Raw genomic sequence first — 14,167 nt, 5'->3', positions numbered from 1 at the left:
TGAAAGGAACTGATAACTCGAATGGCTGAAGAAGAGATGCAATTAACTAATCAACTTTGCTTTTCAGTTTACAACGCTAGCCGGCTTTTTAGTAAATTTTACCAACAGGTTCTGGCGCCATTTAAATTGACTTACCCACAGTACTTAGTTTTACTTTCGTTGTGGGCCAAAGACAACCAATCACTCCATGAACTGGGTGCCGAATTAAAGCTCAATAGCAATACATTGACGCCCTTATTAAAGCGGTTGGAGGTCGCCGGTTGGATCAACCGGCAGCGTCCAGAAAATGACCGCCGACAACTGAAGATACAATTAACACCATTAGCGAAACAGCAACAACACGCAGTTTACACGGCTGTCAGTACTTGTATCAGTCGCGATCAATTGGTACTTGAAAAATACCAGACTGCGTTAACAATCAACAATGAATTAGTGACCGAACTGGAGAGTATTTTAAGCTAAAAAATACGGCTGTGTACTGGGACATATTCTAAAAGTACAGCTTAGGCTATGCACTAAAGCCCCAGATTATAACTGTATTTTTTTAGTACTTGCTGCCCGATCCACAAATTGCTAAGCAATCCAAAATATTTATTGAAGCAGCCTATAAAACCCCGCGCTATTGAACCAAAATTCACTAGCGCGGGGTTTTAGACTCCAGAATTCTTGCAATAATTACTGATAAAGACCAAAATATCTAATCAAATCAATCACCATAATCTTAGTGAACCAGCTGCGGCTCATATTTAGCCTTGTCCTAAATAGTTGTCGGGCTTGCTAGTTATGACGTAAATAAAGTTTTACCAGCGATCACTCAGTCTTCTGCCGGCGGCTGCTTTTTTATTTTGATGACTGTTAACCGTTTATTGGTCGCATTGCGCAGTAACTGATACACAGTCGCCGCTAACGGCACACCGAGTAACATCCCTAAAACGCCAGCTAAGCCACTACCAACAGTGATTGCGGCCAAAACCCAGATACCAGGCAAGCCGATCGAAGTTCCTACTACGCGTGGATAGATCAGATTACTTTCTAATTGTTGCAGAACTAAAATGAAAACAATGAATAGAACTGCTTTTAACGGTGAATCAACGACGATCAATAAAAAGCCGACTCCCGCTCCGATCCAAGCACCAAAAATAGGGATCAACGCGGTGACCCCAATAAAGGCTCCGATCGGTAAAGCATAGGGAAACCGAAATAACCACATGCCCAACACACAAAGTGTTCCTAGAACAAAAGCCTCAGTGACCTGCCCCACAATGAAGCTACTAAACATTTTATGCGCCACCTGTAACACATAACGTAATCGCTGCAAAAGTGGTTGGGGAATAAAGGCACGACAGACTCGGTGCACATTGTGGCCTAAGCGTTCCTTACTACTTAGAATATAGATCGCAAAGGTCAACGCTAAAAAGAAATTCACAATGCCTTTGGTAATATTGCCAAAGATCGTAAAGGCTGAGCCGAAGACCCCACTTAATCCGGAAGTGAAATATTTCATCACCTTCGTTTGAAGTGAAGTCCAGTCGATATTCATGGCAGCAACTTGTTTCCTGATCAAAGGCAGCTGGTCAGTATCTTTTAGCCAGTTGCCCAGGTGCGCAATTTCCACTGGTAAGGAACTAAAAAAATCGCCTAATGCAGTGGTGAATTTAGGGATCACCAATTGTAAGACACCGGTAATCACCACACTAATGATCACTAATGTCAAAACAATCGCCACCGGACGGCGACTTTTTTGTAACCAGCGCTTCTGTGTATGAGGGAAATACCACTTTTCTAAACGAGCACACAGCAAGTTCAGAATATAAGCTAGTACACCACCTAAAATTAACGGCAAGACCACCCCGACAAGATTGGTAAAAGCGGCATAGATCTGTTTAGGATAAATCAATATAACTAGAAATAAGCCTAAACTGACCAGTACCTGAATTAGCCGTTTTCTATTGATCTGCATCGAATTCCCCTCACTCTGAAAATTATTTCAAAACTTTCACCAAGCGCAAATGTTTACTTTAATACTTATACCATAGCAACTTGCTTGCTGCCATCAGTCGTTAGAACTAAACTAACAGTAGTGACGAAGGTTCACAGCATACTGATAACGCTTAATTAAGCTATAATAGTAGTAGTTTAACATTATTTATAGAAGGAAGTCTTTTTAATGGCTGATTTAGAAGAAATGATTCGTGCTCGGCATTCAGTTCGTGAATTTGAACCTGATCAACCGCTCCCCACTGCGGAACTTAATGAGCTGATCAAAACAGCGGCTTTAGCGCCTAGCGCAATGAATAAACAACCCTTACGTTATTTAGTTTTAGATTCAGCTGATGCCCGCACTAAATTATTAGAACAGGCCAGCTTCAACCAAAGCCAAATCAAAACGGCTAGCAGTTTGGTTTTAATTGCAACTGATCTTGTTAATGATGAATCCACCGCCTTCACTGCTGGCAATGAAACGCCTGCTCCAAATGCTGCTGCTTTAACATTGGCCGGCCTAAATGCAGGTTTAGCGGGTATGCAATTAATGTTGCTTGCCCAAAACCGCGGTTATGTCACTAACCCGATGACCGGCTTCAATCACGATAAGATCCTCTCCGCCTTTGGCTTAGATAAGGAGCGTTATATTCCCTTACTACTGATCGCCATTGGTAAAAATAAAGAGCACGGCACCGCTAGTGAACGCAAACCATTAGACCAAATTTTACTGCGGCGTTAAATAAAAATAAATTAACGGCTAGTTTTTTAAAAATCTTGCCAAACTTTATTGAAAGTGACTCGGCTTCCGGCTGCGTTAGTGCACAAAACTTAGTTGCGCGGCTGGTGCTTGCAGCGCCTAAATTACACGCAAGAATGCCAGTAAAAACGAATTTAGCTGTTTTTACTGGCATTTTGTTTAGCCTTGCTTGGTCTGATTGGAAAATTATGCTTGCCCCCGTATTCATAAAAATAGCCAAGGATCAGAATTCTAACGGTGAAGATCTGCTAAAGTAAACCTATAATCAGCTTCCTTTGCTCACAAAAATAGCCGAGAATTTCAGTAAAAATACGAAATTCTCGGCTATTAAATTGATGACTGTACTCCCGGCTAACTTATTAGTTGTATCAATTTTTATTGTTCTTAAATTTGGCCTTCCACACTTAACATTTCCAGTAAACCACTGGCACAGTCAGCACCTTTATTACCAGATTTACCACCAGCACGATTGATGGCTTGATCCATATTATCGGTGGTTAAAACACCGAACATCACTGGTACCGGGCCATTTACCGAAATATCCGCTAAACCAATGGCGGTTTCCCGGCAAACTAATTCATAGTGTGACGTTTCCCCTCGAACAACGGCACCTAAAGCGATCACGCCATCCACTTTACCACTATTAGCCAATTTTTTGACTACCCGTGACAATTCTAAGGCCCCTGGCACCCAAACCGTCGTAATATTGTCAGCAGCAACTTCATACTTTTCTAATTCGATCAGCGCACCATTAACTAGTTTGGTGGTGACCAAAGAATTAAATTTTGCTGCTACGATCCCGATTTTTGCTGTCCGTCCATTAACTGTCCCGCGAATTTCTGTCATATTAGTTGACCTCCCGTAATAAATGATGGAACTTAGTTTTTTTAGTCGCTAAATACTTGCGATCATAAGCAGTTGCTGGGATTTCCAACGGTACCCGCTCCGTCACAGTAATGCCTAGATCAGTTAACTGGCTGATCTTATCTGGATTGTTAGTCATTAATTTAATTTGATCAATGCCCTTTTTCTGTAAGATCCGCGCCGCTAAAACGTAGTCCCGTTGATCCGCCGCAAAACCTAGTTTAGTATTAGCTTCTACAGTATCGTAACCATGTTCTTGTAATTGATAAGCCTTTAACTTGTTAAGCAGACCGATGCCCCGCCCTTCTTGCCGTAAATACAAAACCGCACCGCGGCCGGCGGCCTCAATCTTCTGTAACGCTTGTTCCAGCTGCGCACCACAATCGCAGCGTTGGGATTTGAATACGTCGCCGGTCAAGCATTCCGAATGTAGCCGTAACAATACTGGTTCAGTGCCAGTCAAATCTCCTTTAGAGATCAGCAAGGCTGGTTCCTTACTTTCATCTTCAGTAAAAGCTTCCAATTTAAAATCACCGTATTGGGTCGGCAACTTGACTGCTGGTAGTACAGTCAATTCGTCCTTTAACTGTCGATAAGCAATGATTTCATCAACGGTGATCATCATCATTTGGCTACCTTCAGCGAAGGCCTTTAAATCTTTACGACGCGCCATTGTGCCATCTTTTTTCAGAATTTCACAAATATAGGCCACCGGCGTTGTCTGCGCAATTTTAGCCAGATCAACGGCTGCTTCAGTATGGCCCGTTCGCTCCAAAACCCCGTTATCGCGGGAGATCAACGGGAAAATATGACCTGGATGATAAAATTGATCAGAATGACTGTCACTTTTGGCTAATTGCTTGATCGTATCCGCACGGTCGAAGGCAGAAATACCGGTAGTCGTTGTTTTAGCATCGGTACTGATGGTAAAGGCCGTGCCAAATGCATCAGTATCATCAGTCACCATCTTGTGTAGCCCTAACCGCGTGGCGTAAGAACGATCCATCGGTACGCATAATAATCCGCGCGCTTTGTTGACCATTTGGTTGACGTTCGCTGGTGAAACATATTCGGCCAAGCCCATCATATCGCCTTCAGCTTCTCGATCCGTTGAATCAGCGATGATGATCAAATGGCCTTGCTTTAATTCTGTAATTGCGGCTTCAATTTTATTAATTAATTCTTCCTTCATGCGACGGCGCTCCCTTTCGCTAACTGAACAATGTATTTACCTAAAATATCCGTTTCCACGTTGACAATATCACCAACATGCTTGTTTTCGATGATCGTGTTGGCCTGAGTGTAAGGAATCAAACTGACAGTGAAGCTATGGGCATCCGCCTTAGCTAAGGTTAAACTAACGCCGTCCAAAGCCACTGAACCTTTTTCCACTAAATATTTGGCGTAAGCCGGTGGCGTCGCAAAAGTCAACACAATTGCGTTTTGATTAAGTTGCCGCTTGATCATTTTAGTGGTGGTGTCCACGTGCCCCAATACAAAATGACCATCTAATTTTTCGGACACACCTAATGCCGGCTCCAGATCAACTTGACTGCCTACCTTTAAAGTTCCTAGATTCGTCCGTTTGTATGTTTCTGGCATCACATCAACCGAAAATGTATCGGCCGTCACTGCCGTTGCCGTTAGACAAGTCCCATTGATAGCAATGCTGTCACCTAAATGATAGCCACCTTGGCGTAACAAAATAGTTTTGATCGTCAGAACTTCAGTTTCTTGTTTTTTCACGATGTTGGCCACCGTGCCAATGTCTTTAATAATTCCTGTGAACATCATTAACCCTCCCGTTGGCTGCTGATACGCAGATCAGCACCGACTGCTTGGTACGTGAATCGTTTAAAATCGATCAATTCTGGCAGCGCCGGACCACTTACTGCCGGTAACCCCTGCCCCCCTAGAATTTTCGGTGCGACATAAACAACTAATTTATCGACTAAATTTTGACTGATAAAATCGGCCTGTAAACGACTGCCACCTTCAACCAGCAGCGACTGGATCCCTTTTTTTGTCAACAAGGCAATGATCGCCTGTGGCGTCCATTCACGACGGACAAAAACCGTCACTTGCTGCGGCAAAGTCTGTTGTAATTGCGTTTGACTGAGTAGCCAAATTGGGGCGCTAGTCTGAAAAAGTGCTAGATCTGGGCTAAGCTGATTAACATCCCGTACCACGACCACGCGTACCGGTGGAAAAATTAAAATCTGTTGTCGCACGGTCAATTGCGGATCATCAACCTGCAAGGTATGCTCACCGATCAAAATAGCCTGTTGCGTTGCCCGCAATTTTTGGCTATCCTGCCAAGCCGCCTCCCCAGTCAATAAAGTTCGTTCACCAGTCCGGTAATTGATCTTACCGTCTAACGACATCGCGTATTTCACGGTGACCAGTGGCCGTTGTTGCCGGTAGAAGAAGTTATAGGCCTGATTGATCGTCATTGGATAATCGGCAATGACAACTTCAACTCCACCTGCCTGCAACAACGCGACCCCTTTGCCGCTAACAATCGGATTGGGATCTAATTGGCCGATCACAACGCGTTTGATTCCCACGGCCACCAAGCGTTTGGCACAAGGCGGTGTTTTACCAGTATGACAACAAGGTTCCAAAGTCACATACATCGTGGCTCCCTGTGCTTGTTTCAGATCAGCCAAATGACTTAACGCATTGATCTCAGCGTGTTGCCGACCAAATTGATGATGATAACCGGTAGCCAAGATTTGGCCGTCACGCACGATCACTGCGCCAACCAACGGGTTTTGCCACGTCCGCTTAGCGCCTTTTTTGGCTTCAGTTACGGCCAAAGCTAAATACTCTTTATCACTGAAAATCTTATCCACCTCACGATAATAAAAAGGGACCCCGCAAATAAATGCGGGGCCCCATTAATTAATAAGCTAAATAAGGTTTCATACGAGAATGGTTAGCCAGATAAATAGACTAAACCTAAGGTACGAAATAGTTATTGTATTTCTTCTCCCATCCAGACTATAACTGTCGGTCCCAGACTCGCACTGGGTCAACCACTAAAAAACGTGGGTCACGGACTTCAACTTAACGTTGTTACCGTCGGTCGGGAGTTTCACCCTGCCCCGAAGAAATCTATTCAGTTTTCAATTTTTATCTTACTACCGCCTTTTAGAAAACGCAACCATCTTTTTCAAAAAAAATTTAGTTGTTTTTAGTAAGAAATTATAGCTAATATTGCACTAAATAATACTAGAACGATAATTTTCTTCGCACAATAAACAACCGAAATTTTAGTCGATCAACAGCAAAAGTAGCTCTGTTCGCCAAAACTGCTTTACTTGTTTACACTTTAGTCAGTGGCTCATAATTTATGATGCAGTTTCAACCCGATCAGCAACCATACGATCAAAACCACTGAAACCGCAATTGTAAGCAACCAAGCACCGCCTAATTTAGCTAGTGGTAAATGAACGTTCATTCCAAAAAAACCAGTGATGATCGTCGGCACCGCCATGGTCAACGACCAAATCGTGAGCAACTTCATAGTATCATTCAAGTTATTGTTCACAATACTATCAAAAGTATCACCAATACGGTCCACTACCTGCGTCTCAATATCGATCATCCACTGGACCTGTTCTGCTTCAATAGTAACGTCTTCCAACACTTCTTGCTTTGCTGGACCAATTGCCAGGCCGAAATGTGTTCGGGGCAGATGATGCAATAAATTCAAATTAAACTTAACTGCACTTAAGAAGAAAGTCAGTGTTTGTCGCAAATACGATAGTGCGATCAAGTCAGCATTCTTGGCCTCCTTATTCAAGGACTTATCCAATTGATTCCGCTTTTTCGTGATCGCTTTAACGATTGCGATATAGCTATCCATCAAGGCAAAAAGAGTTTGTAAAATAAATTGATCCGCGGCTTGCACCGCCGAATTCTTCTGGACCTGATTGAAGATCTGCTCCACCCAATCCAGCCCACTTTCATTGAATGTAAACAAGGTATGGTCATGAATAATAAAGCTGATCGGTCGAGTAATATAGCGTAATTGCTCCTGCTTGATAATGTACGGCACATGAACGATAAATAATTCATCCGCAGTATCAGAATCATAGACATAATTGGGGCTTTCATCTTTATCAGTTACATAAGTGATCATTTCTGCAGTCAAACCATAATCCTGTTGTAATTGCGTACATTCCGTCGGGGTCAGCCTTTCCGTGCGGATCCAACTGTAATCCGCCGTCGTTATCTTTGAATGAATCATCGAGATGCCTTCCTTTACGCTTACTTGCTTTAGCCCTACTATCTTAACATATTGCACCTGTGGTAAACGATTTGCTAGTCAAATTAACTGCAGTTAACGGCAATCTGTGCTACCGTTGTTGCTAGAACTAATTGGACTTAATTTAATGGGAAACGAGTGACCTGTATGTGTACCAGTATTTTTCAAATTGCCAAAAACGGCGTCCATGTTTTGGCACGCACAATGGATTGGCCAACACTAGAAAATTCACCATTATTTGTGCCCCGCCATTTTACTTGGCAATCGGCCTTTGATCATCGCACCCACATCAATTCCTACGCTATTATCGGTGGCGGCAGCATTAAGCAAGGTCGGGTAGATGTCTCCGATGGCGTCAATGAAGCAGGGTTATCGGCACAAAAACTTACCTTTACCAATGGCGCTCAGGCTGTGCATCAACGTAATCCGGCTAAAATTCAACTAGCTCCCTTTGAGTTTGTTTTCTGGTTGTTAGGCCACTTTAAATCAGTCTTAGATGTAGAAGATCATCTAGCAGAAATTGAATTGATGGCGGATACCTTTAGTGATACTAAATACGGCAAACCTGAATTACATTTTGCTTTAACGGATCCTACTGGTCGAATTGTGCTCATTGAACCAACGCAAATGCCGATGCGGGTCATTGAAAATCCACTGGGAATCGTCACTAACAGTCCTCATTTTGAACGGCAGCTCACGCAACTGGAAAAATATGTGACGTTCACCCCAGCCTTTAAAGCCGGCACAGTACCGTTAAATACAGTCAAAGTCACCACTGGTAATTTGGCCGGTAAGGCAATTCCACCAGGCGCCTATTCCCCCAGTGCTCGTTTTATTCGCGCTGCTTACTTGAAGGAACGTGCTGACCAACCTGCTGACGAGGCTGCTGCCATCATCGCTAGCTGGCATTTGCTAGACAGTGTCAGTGTCCCGCGCAGCTCGGCGCACCAACAAACCTTTTCTGTTTACCGTGCCGCTACTGTAGCCGAAAGTCGGTGTTATTATTTTCAATCCTACCATCGCGGCAACATCGTTAAATTACAGTTAACGCCAGAAATGCTGACCTGGCACGAACCACGCCTGTATTCGGTTCCGGATGAATTCACGGTGGAGTCATTAAACTAAACGATCTAGACCCAGTTCGGTTTAATTGGCTAAATACCGCGTGAATAAAACCGAGTTGGTCACTTAAATAGTTCGCTTCCAATTCTTTAGGCTTTCAAATCAGCAAATAAATGGCGCCAATAAAAGTAACTAAACTACTTTTACTGGCGCCATTACTTTATTTAATTTACCGTTGCCACTTTCATTTTTAATTCTACTTAAGGCACCGTTATTTTAATTCCAATAATACTGATCAATAAAAGACCAACAAATACCCAAGTTAATGGGGCTAACCGATCACCAAAAAAGACAACGCCTAAAATAATCGTACCTACTGCGCCGATCCCGGTCCAAACTGGATATGCGATCCCTAACGGCAAAGTTTTGATTGCTTTGGCCAATAGCCAAAAGCTTAGGCCCATACCGACAATGGTATACAATGTGTAGTCTAATTTTTGAAATCCCTGACTTAATTTTAACGTCGTTGCCCACAGCGTTTCAAACAAACCGGCAATAATCAAATCTATCCAGGCCAAAATATTTCCTCCTTACTCAACCGCCACGCTGTTAAAAGCACAAGCAGTCATAGGTGAATAACTAGCAAAAAAAACAAAAACAGCCCTAACATTCCGACTTGACCTAACGGAATGTTAACGCTGTTGATACCTACCCGGTGGCAGGAGATTGCTTTGATTTACTGTTAGCTGATTATAACACAGTTTGTTGGCTACTCAAAATTCGATTGAACGGGCGTCTAATCATCAGCCCACACTTTTTGGGCAGTATCACGCACCAGTTCTAATTTAGCCCATTGTTCGGTTTCAGTGAGATGATTACCTTCTTCAGTGGACGCAAACCCGCATTGGGAAGACAAGCAAAGATCCGCCAACGGTACATACTGGCTAGCTTCTTGAATTCGCTGCACCAAAACCGCTTGCGCCTCCAGTGCAGGCCTTTTTGAGGTCACTAAACCTAATACGACCCGTTGTTGCCGCCCGTTTGCGGCAATCTTAGCTAACGGTTCGAACCCACCAGAACGTTCGTCATCGTACTCCAAAAAGAAACCGTCGATGTGTAGTTGGGCCAAATAATCGGCCACAGGATCATAAGCACCGGCACCTGCCCAAGTTGACGCGTAATTGCCGCGGCAAACATGCATCGTCAACGTTAAATCAGCCGGCTTATTGTCCGCAATGGCGTTGATCGCTTTAACGGCGGCTTCACATAATGGCTTCAGATCAGGGTTGATCGTTTCTTTAGAAAAACTGGCCCACATCCCCCAAGAAGTATCGTCGATCTGTAAATAGCGACACCCGAGATCATAAAGATGCTGAACACTTTGTTGATAAGCCGCGATCAGGTCGGCTAAAAAAGCAGCAAAATCATGATAATGTTGATCAAAAATTTCTGCGGCTTCGTTAGGAAAGAAAACTGAGGGACTAGGAATCGTTTGTTTAGCTGTGATCCCTGCCGGAACTGCCGCTTTGAATTTAGTGAAATCAGCAAAAAAAGGATGGTCCGGGTTATAAGTTAGCTTGTCGGTAATTTTGATCCCGCCTTTACGCGTTTCTAAACCATGAAAAGTGAAACCTTTTTCTGGTTCAAAGAAATGCGCACCATTAAAACCAGCAAAGAAATCTAAATGCCACCAGCTACGCCGAAATTCACCATCGGTAACCGCCTTAAACCCTAATTCAACTTGTTTATTGATGATCCGCTGGACCTGTTCATCTTCAACTTCGTGAAAAGCAGTAGCCGTAATTTTTTTAGCCTTAAAATCGGTTCGTGCCTGTTTTAAAGCCTCTGGCCGTAACAGGCTACCGACTTCATCATACCGATATGGAAATTTATTTTTTACTGCAGTTGTCATTTGGTTCGCTCCCTATGCTTATATTTGAAATCAGAAACAAAAAAATCCTTGGAAATAAATTCCAAGGACGACTATCAGCGCGTTACCACCTTAATTTTTGCTCAGTTCACACTAAACAACTTAACAAGTACATAATGTACTTAACGCGTTAATGGGCGCTACCAAATCAGTCTCATTTAACCACTCAACTGAAAATCACTCCAAGACCATCTTCATCATCAGCACTGATCACTTGCACCCTTCCGTGGTCTCTCTGTAAGTAAACTAATAACTACTCATCTTTTCATTGCTCTGTTTTCATTTAATTCTAATTATATTCTAATGTTAATTCTAAAAATTGTCAAGATTTCCCGCCAACAGCTGGCTGCTCTTAATACTGATCATTAGCTTAACTAGTATTAACCTAACTTGCGTCAGTTTAGCGAAGCCACTATAATAATTTGATTGCTAGTTAAATTTAACGGAGGTTCTTATTATGCAACAACCAATCGTACACGATCCCACTTTTCTCGCCCAAAAAGCCGTCTTGGCAACAAAAGCCGACACACCTGTGATCACTAATCTATTAGACACACTCACCGCCAATGCCGCTAATTGTGTCGGTATGGCGGCCAACATGATCGGCGTTAATAAGCGCATTATTGTTTGCCAAATGGGTCCGCTAGCAGTGCCCCTAGTCAACCCAGTGATCACTAAAAAAAGCGGCGCCTTTACCACTGAAGAAGGTTGCTTATCCTTAACTGGTCAGCGCAGTACCACCCGCTATCAACAGATCACTGTTAAATACACCGACCAAAATTTTAACGCTCAGCAACAAGTATTTTCCGGTTGGATCGCCCAGATCATACAGCATGAGATTGATCACTGTGAAGGTATCTTAATTTAAAGTAAGGTGAACTGATTTTTATGGTAATCGATCAAGGCAGCCTGTTTCATTTCACCTAGGGCCGCCGATAGTGCTGAACGTTCCACACCTAAATAATCAGCCATTTCTTGGCGATTATAAGGTAACAAAATCGGGTTAGTCTGCTGCCGCTGCTGTTCTAAACGTAGATAGGCCAACACTTTATCAGCAATTCGCCGCTGAGCTAAAATTTCAACTTTTTGATTTAATAATAGGCTCTTCTGCGCCAAGATCTGCAATAAGTTGCGCATCACTTGTGGACCTGCTGGTAACGCCATTAATGCCAACATTGATTGCGGCTGAAAAAATAAAACGGTGGCGGCACTGACAACTTCAACGGAAACAGGTAAAGCTTTCGGTGCAGCATAGGCATAGGCTTCACCAAAAATATCAGCGGCCGTCACTGTGGCGACGATCAAGCGATTACCTTTAGCGTTTTCCTTAATGATCTGTGCTTGCCCAGCACAAACTAAACCGATACTGGCTGTATTTTCACCGGCACGCCAAATACAACTACCAGCAGCAAATTTTTTTAAACGCGGCCGCGCAACGGCCAATAAAGCCGGTAACTGTTGTGCGGTAACCTGATCAAATAATGGTGACTGTAAAATAACTGGATAGAATCGTTGCATACTTTCTCCTATTCCGTTGGAAATCCAACCGCTTTATCTATTTAAAAGCGCTATCATTTTGATGTAAACCCAAGACAGTAATGAAAGGTGATCGATATGGTAGTTAAACAATCAATGTTCTGCTTTCAATGTGAACAAACAATGCAAGGTATCGCTTGTGAACACGGCGGCGTCTGCGGTAAAACCGTCGAGACGGCCAACTTACAAGATGACCTGATCGGTGCTTTGATCGGCCTGGCCAAAGTTGTTCCTGCTGGTTCCACCAGTGACCCCTTAGCAAGATTAGTTTTAGATGGCTTATTTACCACTTTAACCAACGTCAACTTCGATGACCCGGCGATCCAGGCCATTTTAGATAAGGTGGAAGCCGCCGCCACCGATGTTGAAATTTATGACATGAATAAGATCTGGCATGCCGAAAACGAGGATATTCGTTCTTTGAAGACTTTGACGCTGCTAGGCCTGAAAGGAATGGCGGCTTATGCACATCAAGCAGCCGTTTTAGGCTATATTGATGCCACCGTTGATAACTTCTTCCTTAACGCATTGCGCACTCTTGGCAACGATAATGCTAGTCAAGAAGAATTACTGGCACTTACGATGAAAACTGGTAAGGTCAATTTCACTGCAATGAAGGTTCTAGATCAAGCTAATACCGAAGTCTACGGTAACCCGCAGCCAACCGAAGTTCCATTAACCATTGAACCGGGTCCTTTTATCGTTATTTCAGGTCATGATCTGTACGATTTGAAACAATTATTAGAACAAACTGCCGGCAAAGGCATCAACGTTTATACTCATGGTGAAATGTTACCAGCACATGGTTATCCTGAATTAAAAGCCTACCCACAACTCAAAGGTAACTTTGGGACTGCTTGGCAAAACCAGCAAAAAGAATTCAAGCGTATTCCAGCACCGATCCTCTTCACCACTAACTGCATCATGCCCGTTGGTAAAACCTACCACGACCGTGTCTACACGACCTCCGTTGTCGGCTATCCAGACATGGTTCACATTGGCGCTGATAAGGACTTCAGCCCCTTGATCGATCAGGCCCTAGAACTTGGTGGCTACACTGAACCACAAGAAATGACGGGGATCAACGGTGGTCATACTGTCACCACTGGTTTTGGTCACAAATTTGTTCTTGACCACGCTGATACTGTTGTTAAGGCCGTTAAAGATGGCGACCTGAAACACATTATCTTAGTGGGTGGCTGTGACGGTGCCCGAGTTGGTCGTAACTACTACACGCAATTTGTTGAAGATTCACCAGAAAACACCTTGATCTTAACTTGTGCCTGCGGTAAATATCGCTTCAACGATATGAATTTAGGTACTGTTGCCGGCTTACCACGAATGATGGACATGGGCCAATGTAACGATGCTTATTCCGCCATCAAGGTAGCATTAGCACTAGCCGATGCATTTGACTGTGAAGTCAACGACCTACCATTGGATATTGTTTTATCTTGGTACGAGCAAAAGGCAGTCAGTGTACTATTAACGCTATTAGCCTTAGGTATCAAAAACATTTACTTAGGCCCAACGTTACCCGCCTTCGTTTCACCACACATTTTAGACTATCTAAAGGAAAACTTTGCTTTAACGCCAATTTCCACCGCTAAAGCTGATCTAGCTCGGATCTTAACGCCACAAATGTAAGTTAAGCATAAACCAAATACCCTACCGTTGACAAGTCAGTAATGGTAGGGTATTTTTTTGCGCAAAATAAAAAGTACGTCGCGGCATCAAGGTCGGACATACTTCAAACAGAGGC

14 protein-coding genes, 1 riboswitch and 1 other annotated feature are annotated in these 14,167 nt (G+C 43.3%); of the genes, 5 read left to right on the top strand and 9 right to left on the bottom strand.

Annotated features, from left to right (window positions below; translation table 11 throughout):
• Window positions 1–21 precede the first annotated feature (21 nt).
• Entirely contained in the window at window positions 22–462 is a 441-nt protein-coding gene (locus FFM78_RS02965; RefSeq protein ID WP_137636945.1) for a MarR family winged helix-turn-helix transcriptional regulator, read from the top strand.
• 352 nt (window positions 463–814) lie between these two features.
• On the opposite strand, the gene FFM78_RS02960 is transcribed toward FFM78_RS02965, so the two are convergent.
• Complete coding sequence (locus FFM78_RS02960) at window positions 815–1,960, bottom strand: AI-2E family transporter (RefSeq protein WP_137636944.1); 1,146 nt, start codon at window positions 1,958–1,960, stop codon at window positions 815–817.
• Between the two features lie 207 nt (window positions 1,961–2,167).
• Here FFM78_RS02960 and FFM78_RS02955 point away from each other — a divergent pair, with 207 nt between their 5' ends.
• Window positions 2,168–2,722: a nitroreductase family protein gene (locus FFM78_RS02955; protein WP_137636943.1), complete on the top strand. Its 555-nt coding sequence runs from the start codon at window positions 2,168–2,170 to the stop codon at window positions 2,720–2,722.
• Window positions 2,723–3,124: 402 nt separating this feature from the next.
• On the opposite strand, the gene ribH is transcribed toward FFM78_RS02955, so the two are convergent.
• The 5 genes from ribH to FFM78_RS02930 all read right to left on the bottom strand — a co-directional run bounded on the left by ribH (window position 3,125) and on the right by FFM78_RS02930 (window position 7,859).
• Entirely contained in the window at window positions 3,125–3,586 is a 462-nt protein-coding gene (ribH, locus tag FFM78_RS02950) for a 6,7-dimethyl-8-ribityllumazine synthase (RefSeq protein WP_137636942.1), read from the bottom strand.
• Between the two features lies 1 nt (window position 3,587).
• On the bottom strand, window positions 3,588–4,796 hold the full coding sequence (ribA, locus tag FFM78_RS02945; RefSeq protein ID WP_137636941.1) for a GTP cyclohydrolase II: 1,209 nt from the start codon (window positions 4,794–4,796) through the stop codon (window positions 3,588–3,590).
• A complete protein-coding gene (gene ribE, locus FFM78_RS02940) occupies window positions 4,793–5,395 on the bottom strand; it encodes a riboflavin synthase (RefSeq protein WP_137636940.1) in 603 nt (200 codons plus the stop codon). Before ribE ends, ribA begins: the two co-directional genes overlap by 4 nt.
• Before the next feature lie 2 nt (window positions 5,396–5,397).
• The gene (gene ribD / locus FFM78_RS02935) at window positions 5,398–6,459 is read right to left on the bottom strand and encodes a bifunctional diaminohydroxyphosphoribosylaminopyrimidine deaminase/5-amino-6-(5-phosphoribosylamino)uracil reductase RibD (RefSeq protein WP_306438914.1); all 1,062 of its coding nucleotides are present in this window, start codon (window positions 6,457–6,459) and stop codon (window positions 5,398–5,400) included.
• Between the two features lie 127 nt (window positions 6,460–6,586).
• Window positions 6,587–6,723, bottom strand: a riboswitch (FMN riboswitch).
• A 227-nt stretch (window positions 6,724–6,950) separates the two neighbouring features.
• A complete protein-coding gene (locus FFM78_RS02930) occupies window positions 6,951–7,859 on the bottom strand; it encodes a magnesium transporter CorA family protein (protein WP_137636939.1) in 909 nt (302 codons plus the stop codon).
• A 165-nt stretch (window positions 7,860–8,024) separates the two neighbouring features.
• On the opposite strand from FFM78_RS02930, the gene FFM78_RS02925 reads away from it, so the two are divergent.
• A complete protein-coding gene (locus FFM78_RS02925) occupies window positions 8,025–9,002 on the top strand; it encodes a choloylglycine hydrolase family protein (RefSeq protein ID WP_137636938.1) in 978 nt (325 codons plus the stop codon).
• Between the two features lie 197 nt (window positions 9,003–9,199).
• Here the strand turns inward: FFM78_RS02925 and FFM78_RS02920 are convergent, their stop codons facing one another.
• Complete coding sequence (locus tag FFM78_RS02920) at window positions 9,200–9,517, bottom strand: DMT family transporter (RefSeq protein WP_137636937.1); 318 nt, start codon at window positions 9,515–9,517, stop codon at window positions 9,200–9,202.
• A 218-nt stretch (window positions 9,518–9,735) separates the two neighbouring features.
• The gene (locus tag FFM78_RS02915) at window positions 9,736–10,851 is read right to left on the bottom strand and encodes a 5-methyltetrahydropteroyltriglutamate--homocysteine S-methyltransferase (RefSeq protein ID WP_137636936.1); all 1,116 of its coding nucleotides are present in this window, start codon (window positions 10,849–10,851) and stop codon (window positions 9,736–9,738) included.
• A 60-nt stretch (window positions 10,852–10,911) separates the two neighbouring features.
• Window positions 10,912–11,147 (bottom strand) — a binding site (T-box leader).
• Window positions 11,148–11,326: 179 nt separating this feature from the next.
• Here FFM78_RS02915 and FFM78_RS02910 point away from each other — a divergent pair.
• Entirely contained in the window at window positions 11,327–11,737 is a 411-nt protein-coding gene (locus FFM78_RS02910) for a peptide deformylase (protein WP_137636935.1), read from the top strand.
• Here FFM78_RS02910 and FFM78_RS02905 read toward each other — a convergent pair.
• Complete coding sequence (locus tag FFM78_RS02905; RefSeq protein ID WP_137636934.1) at window positions 11,734–12,387, bottom strand: Crp/Fnr family transcriptional regulator; 654 nt, start codon at window positions 12,385–12,387, stop codon at window positions 11,734–11,736. The two genes, FFM78_RS02910 and FFM78_RS02905, sit on opposite strands and share 4 nt — an antisense overlap.
• 96 nt (window positions 12,388–12,483) lie before the next feature.
• Here FFM78_RS02905 and hcp point away from each other — a divergent pair, with 96 nt between their 5' ends.
• The gene (gene hcp / locus FFM78_RS02900) at window positions 12,484–14,052 is read left to right on the top strand and encodes a hydroxylamine reductase (RefSeq protein WP_223876995.1); all 1,569 of its coding nucleotides are present in this window, start codon (window positions 12,484–12,486) and stop codon (window positions 14,050–14,052) included.
• Window positions 14,053–14,167: the final 115 nt, after the last annotated feature.

Source organism: Loigolactobacillus binensis (assembly GCF_005405165.1).
In the GTDB taxonomy this organism is placed as follows: domain Bacteria; phylum Bacillota; class Bacilli; order Lactobacillales; family Lactobacillaceae; genus Loigolactobacillus; species Loigolactobacillus binensis.
This window is presented reverse-complemented; position numbering and strand designations above follow the sequence as displayed.

Bases quoted from the DNA above. Each gene is read 5' to 3' on its own strand.
- FFM78_RS02965 (WP_137636945.1), top strand. From the start codon at position 22: ATGGCTGAAGAAGAGATGCAATTAACTAATCAACTTTGCTTTTCAGTT.
- FFM78_RS02960 (WP_137636944.1), bottom strand. From the start codon at position 1,960: ATGCAGATCAATAGAAAACGGCTAATTCAGGTACTGGTCAGTTTAGGC.
- FFM78_RS02955 (WP_137636943.1), top strand. From the start codon at position 2,168: ATGGCTGATTTAGAAGAAATGATTCGTGCTCGGCATTCAGTTCGTGAA.
- ribH (WP_137636942.1), bottom strand. From the start codon at position 3,586: ATGACAGAAATTCGCGGGACAGTTAATGGACGGACAGCAAAAATCGGG.
- ribA (WP_137636941.1), bottom strand. From the start codon at position 4,796: ATGAAGGAAGAATTAATTAATAAAATTGAAGCCGCAATTACAGAATTA.
- ribE (WP_137636940.1), bottom strand. From the start codon at position 5,395: ATGTTCACAGGAATTATTAAAGACATTGGCACGGTGGCCAACATCGTG.
- FFM78_RS02930 (WP_137636939.1), bottom strand. From the start codon at position 7,859: ATGATTCATTCAAAGATAACGACGGCGGATTACAGTTGGATCCGCACG.
- FFM78_RS02925 (WP_137636938.1), top strand. From the start codon at position 8,025: ATGTGTACCAGTATTTTTCAAATTGCCAAAAACGGCGTCCATGTTTTG.
- FFM78_RS02915 (WP_137636936.1), bottom strand. From the start codon at position 10,851: ATGACAACTGCAGTAAAAAATAAATTTCCATATCGGTATGATGAAGTC.
- FFM78_RS02910 (WP_137636935.1), top strand. From the start codon at position 11,327: ATGCAACAACCAATCGTACACGATCCCACTTTTCTCGCCCAAAAAGCC.
- FFM78_RS02905 (WP_137636934.1), bottom strand. From the start codon at position 12,387: ATGCAACGATTCTATCCAGTTATTTTACAGTCACCATTATTTGATCAG.
- hcp (WP_223876995.1), top strand. From the start codon at position 12,484: ATGGTAGTTAAACAATCAATGTTCTGCTTTCAATGTGAACAAACAATG.